This is a genomic window from Mesorhizobium sp. M7A.F.Ca.ET.027.02.1.1 (genome assembly GCF_004022985.1).
Classification (GTDB): domain Bacteria; phylum Pseudomonadota; class Alphaproteobacteria; order Rhizobiales; family Rhizobiaceae; genus Mesorhizobium.
Genome location: NZ_RZOL01000487.1, coordinates 1 through 4,202 on the forward strand (window position 1 = coordinate 1; position 4,202 = coordinate 4,202).

The following is a 4,202-nucleotide window of genomic DNA, read 5'->3' on the forward strand; positions in this document are numbered from 1 at the left end:
GCCATTGAAAGGCCTGGACCAGCGGCTTGGGCAGCGCCAGGCCCGAAGTCTCGATCAGGATGTGGCCGACCCTCGGCGTCAGCGACAGGACCTTGTCAAGCGCCGGGACGAAGTCGTCGGCAACGGTGCAGCAGATGCAGCCATTGGCCAGTTCGACGATGTTTTCCTCCGGACAGGTGTCGATGCCGCAGCCCTTCAGGATCTCGCCGTCAATGCCGATGTCGCCGAATTCGTTGACGATGATGGCAATGCGCTTGCCGCCGGCGTTTTCCAGGAGATAGCGGACCAGCGTCGTCTTGCCGGCGCCGAGGAAGCCGGTGACGACGGTGCAGGGAACGCGGGAGAGGTTCGCAGGCGAATCTGGGGCAGTCATGGTCAGTCCTTCAGCAGGTCGAGGGGAGGGATGCGGGCAACGAGGCCGCGCTTCAGGCTATCGGGGCGGCCACGCCAGGGAATGAGACCGTCGGTCGAGGTGGCGAAAAGCTTGGCGCCCGTGACGAGGTCGGCGCCGCTGGTCTCGGTCAGGTCGCCAAAGACATAGCTCCAGCAGCCGTCGCGCAGGATGGCGGCGCTGAGGCGCCGCTTGCAATTGCCAAGGCATTCGACGCTGCGGATGCGGATGTCGTCGCCGGATGCGGCGCGGCGCGTATCCTCCGCCAGCAATTCGCCGGCGCGGGGATGGGCGTCGGAGCCGGTCTCATTGCGGCAGGAGGCGCAGACGATGATGGTGACGCCGGCCAAGGCATCATCATGGTCGGACGAAATATCCGCTGTGCCAGCCGAAAAACTGCTGTCGTGGTCCAAAGATCGGGCTCCTTGCCCGGAAACCCGCCGGGCGATCGGATTCTAAAGTCGCAGACGGCAGGTCTCCTGGCTCGCGGGTCATCGCCTTGGGTAGCCGCCTTCCCGGGAACTCCCAGTGGCTTTCGGCCTTGGCTCTTCGCTTACAGTTGCGGGGACAGCCGCGGATTTGGGATTTTGCCCCGCACCGCATTCCCTCTTAGCTCTTGCCGTTGCGGGCAAGAGACCATCTGAACCGGATTTAGGCTTTTGCGAGCGGCGGTGTCAACGCGAGCTTACGACATGGCGATGTCGGCCAGCGCCGGACCCAAATCGCCGGCCGGGGCCACTTCCATGCGGTCAAGGCCAAGCCAGCCCTGCATCTGCTTCAATTCCTCGAACAGTTCTGCAGCGGTTTCAGGCGGCGCACCCGGCTCGGCATAGGCCGCATGGACCCGCAGTATGCTGGCCGGGCGGTCGGCCTTGAGGTCGACGCGTGCCACGATCCTGTCGCCGAGCAGGAACGGCAGGACATAATAGCCGTATTGCCGCTTGTCGGCCGGCGTGTAGATCTCGATGCGGTAATGGAAATCGAACAGCCGCTCGGTGCGCGATCGTTCGAAGACAACCGGATCGAACGGCGCCAGCAGGGCGCGGGCCCCGATTTTGCGCGGCAGGCGGGCGTCCCGGTGAAGATAGGCCGGCTTGTCCCAGCCTTCGACGCGCACCGGCAGCAACTCGCCCGTTTCGACGAGCTCCTCCAGCCGGCCCTTCATGTCCGCCGGCGAAAGCCGAAAATAATCGCGCAAATCGCCTGAAGTCGCCACGCCATGGGCCCGGGCCGAGATGCGCAGCAATTCGCGGTGCGCGTCCTCAGGCGTCGGCACCGGCAGGTCGAGGATCGCCTGCGGCAGTACGCGCTCGGGCAGATCATAGAAGCGCTCGAAACCGCGACGGTGCGCCGTGGTGATGCGGCCGGCCCAGAACAACCATTCGAAGGCGTGCTTGGCGTGGCTCCAGCCCCACCAGCCGCCCGAACCTTTCTGGCCTTCGAGCGCGGAAGCGGCGATCGGGCCGCGCTCGGCGACCTGGCGATAGATCTCCTCAATATAGCCGGCGTGTTCGCGGCCCCATTTGGCGAGGCCCAGATACATTTCGTCGCCGCGCTCGGCGCGCTGCATGCGCCAGCGCATCAGCGGGTAGGTCTCGACCGGCAGGAAGGAGGCCTCGTGCGCCCAGTATTCGAAAACCGTGCGCTTACGCGTCACGGCCGCGTTGTCGAGCAGCGAGAACGGGTAGGGACCAAGGCGCGAATAGAGCGGCATATAATGAGCGCGCACCACCGCGCTGACGGAATCGATCTGCAGCAGGCCGGTGCGGGAGAGGGTGCGGGCAAAATGCCGGCGGTCGGGCGTGCCGGTCGGGCGGGGATCGAGAAACCCCTGGGCGGCAAGCGCGATGCGACGGGCTGTGGGGAGCGAGATCTTTTCCTTCATGCAGGCATCACTTTGAAGTGTTTGACCGAGGGTCGAATGGCTGATTCCAACCCATGCTAGCAGGGTTTTGGCTGCATCCATGTCAGGAGAGAAAAGTGGAGTAAAAAGCGAAGGAAATCAAACAGGAGCAGATCGGACCAGTTTGCCGCGATATGCCGTCCAGGTCGGTGTTTTGAACAAGGTTTGACTTGCTTCGCTGGAAGTGCTGCGCTAACCCTCGCCGCGTTGCAGCATAGGCCCTTAAAACGGTTCAGCGGTTAAACTGTCACGCTTCCGCATTAGGGTCCGGTGCTGTAATCAAACTGGATTGGCGCCAACGGAAAGCCGAGCATGAACGCACTCTTGAGCTCATACCTGCCCATCGTCCTGTTCATAGGCGTGGCGCTGGTTGTCGGCCTGGCGCTGCTGGCCGCGCCCTTCCTGGTGGCCTACCGCAATCCCGATCCCGAAAAGCTTTCCGCCTATGAGTGCGGTTTCAACTCGTTCGACGACGCCCGCATGAAGTTCGACATCCGTTTCTACCTGGTGTCGATCCTGTTCATCATCTTCGACCTGGAAGTGGCCTTCCTGTTTCCGTGGGCGGTGTCGTTTTCGAAGATCGGCATGCTCGGTTTCTGGTCGATGATGGTGTTTTTGGCGGTGCTGACCATCGGCTTTGCCTATGAATGGAAAAAAGGAGCGCTGGAATGGGATTGAACGACAGTTCAGGCACCCTCGTCGCGCCGAAGCCCAAGGGTATTATCGATCCCAACACCGGCAGGCCGGTGGGGGAGGACGATCCCTTCTTCCTTGAGATCAACAACGAGTTGGCCGACAAGGGCTTTCTGGTCACTTCGACCGAGGCGCTCATCACCTGGGCGCGCAGCGGGTCGCTGATGTTCATGACGTTCGGCCTCGCTTGCTGCGCGGTCGAGATGATCCACACCTCGATGCCGCGCTATGATTCGGAGCGGTTCGGCGTCGCGCCGCGCGCGTCCCCGCGCCAGTCCGACATCATGATCGTCGCCGGCACGCTGACCAACAAGATGGCGCCGGCGCTGCGCAAGGTCTACGACCAGATGCCGGAACCGCGCTACGTCATCTCGATGGGCTCCTGCGCCAATGGCGGCGGCTACTACCACTACTCCTATTCGGTGGTGCGCGGCTGCGACCGCATCGTGCCCGTCGATATCTATGTGCCCGGCTGCCCGCCGAGCGCCGAAGCGCTGCTCTACGGCATTCTTCTCTTGCAGAAGAAGATCCGCCGCACCGGCACGATCGAACGGTAAATCCATGACCGCATCCCTGAGCGAACTGTCGAACTATCTCGGCGAGAAGCTGATCGGCCGCGTGAACGAGGCTGATATCGCCTATGGCGAACTCACCATCCGCGTCGAGCCGCGCGATCTGGTAGAGGTCATGACCTTCCTGCGCGACGATGCGCGCTGCCAGTTCATCTCGATCATCGACGTCTGCGGCGCCGACTATCCGTCGCGGGCCAAGCGCTTCGACGTCGTCTACCATCTCCTGTCGCCGAAGCAGAATGTGCGCATCCGCATCAAGGTGCAGGCCGACGAGGAAACCATGGTGCCATCGATCACCGGCGTCTTTCCCGGTGCCGACTGGTTCGAGCGCGAGACCTATGATCTCTACGGCGTGCTGTTTTCGGGCCATCCCGATCTGCGCCGCCTGTTGACAGACTATGGTTTCGAAGGCCATCCGCTGCGCAAGGATTTCCCGCTGACCGGCTTCGTCGAGGTGCGCTACGACGATGAGGCCAAGCGCGTTATCTATGAGCCGGTCGAGCTCAAGCAGGAATTCCGCAATTTCGATTTTTTGTCCCCGTGGGAAGGTACGGATTACGTCCTGCCGGGTGACGAGAAGGCAAAGCAGTAAATGGCTGAAACCTCCGTCCGCAACTTCAACATCAATTTCGGCCCGCAACAC

6 protein-coding genes and 1 riboswitch are annotated in these 4,202 nt (G+C 62.4%); of the genes, 3 read left to right on the forward strand and 3 right to left on the reverse strand.

What is annotated here, in order from left to right; all coding sequences use genetic code 11:
* The 3 genes from EN749_RS31875 to EN749_RS31885 all read right to left on the reverse strand — a co-directional run.
* Positions 1-373, reverse strand: a 373-nt coding sequence (locus EN749_RS31875; protein ID WP_281061936.1) for a GTP-binding protein, incomplete at its 3' end; no start/stop codon positions are given.
* Positions 374-375: 2 nt separating this feature from the next.
* A complete protein-coding gene (locus EN749_RS31880) occupies positions 376-804 on the reverse strand; it encodes a DUF1636 family protein (RefSeq protein WP_127397675.1) in 429 nt (142 codons plus the stop codon).
* A gap of 38 nt (positions 805-842) precedes the next feature.
* Positions 843-1,047: riboswitch (cobalamin riboswitch) on the reverse strand.
* Positions 1,048-1,076: 29 nt separating this feature from the next.
* Positions 1,077-2,276, reverse strand: coding sequence for a winged helix-turn-helix domain-containing protein (locus tag EN749_RS31885; protein WP_128364649.1), 1,200 nt, complete (start codon positions 2,274-2,276; stop codon positions 1,077-1,079).
* A 330-nt stretch (positions 2,277-2,606) separates the two neighbouring features.
* On the opposite strand from EN749_RS31885, the gene EN749_RS31890 reads away from it, so the two are divergent.
* From EN749_RS31890 to EN749_RS31900, 3 genes are read left to right on the forward strand one after another with little or no spacing between them, the layout of a single operon-like run.
* Positions 2,607-2,972: an NADH-quinone oxidoreductase subunit A gene (locus EN749_RS31890; protein WP_010910112.1), complete on the forward strand. Its 366-nt coding sequence runs from the start codon at positions 2,607-2,609 to the stop codon at positions 2,970-2,972.
* The gene (locus tag EN749_RS31895) at positions 2,963-3,544 is read left to right on the forward strand and encodes an NADH-quinone oxidoreductase subunit B (protein WP_013531090.1); all 582 of its coding nucleotides are present in this window, start codon (positions 2,963-2,965) and stop codon (positions 3,542-3,544) included. The genes EN749_RS31890 and EN749_RS31895 overlap by 10 nt, the downstream gene beginning before the upstream one ends.
* A 4-nt stretch (positions 3,545-3,548) precedes the next feature.
* Positions 3,549-4,151: an NADH-quinone oxidoreductase subunit C gene (locus EN749_RS31900; protein ID WP_127382173.1), complete on the forward strand. Its 603-nt coding sequence runs from the start codon at positions 3,549-3,551 to the stop codon at positions 4,149-4,151.
* Positions 4,152-4,202: the final 51 nt, after the last annotated feature.

Excerpts from the sequence above, each read along its gene's own strand:
- EN749_RS31895 (WP_013531090.1), top strand. The coding sequence starts at position 2,963 with ATGGGATTGAACGACAGTTCAGGCACCCTCGTCGCGCCGAAGCCCAAG.
- EN749_RS31900 (WP_127382173.1), top strand. The coding sequence starts at position 3,549 with ATGACCGCATCCCTGAGCGAACTGTCGAACTATCTCGGCGAGAAGCTG.
- EN749_RS31890 (WP_010910112.1), top strand. The coding sequence starts at position 2,607 with ATGAACGCACTCTTGAGCTCATACCTGCCCATCGTCCTGTTCATAGGC.
- EN749_RS31885 (WP_128364649.1), bottom strand. The coding sequence starts at position 2,276 with ATGAAGGAAAAGATCTCGCTCCCCACAGCCCGTCGCATCGCGCTTGCC.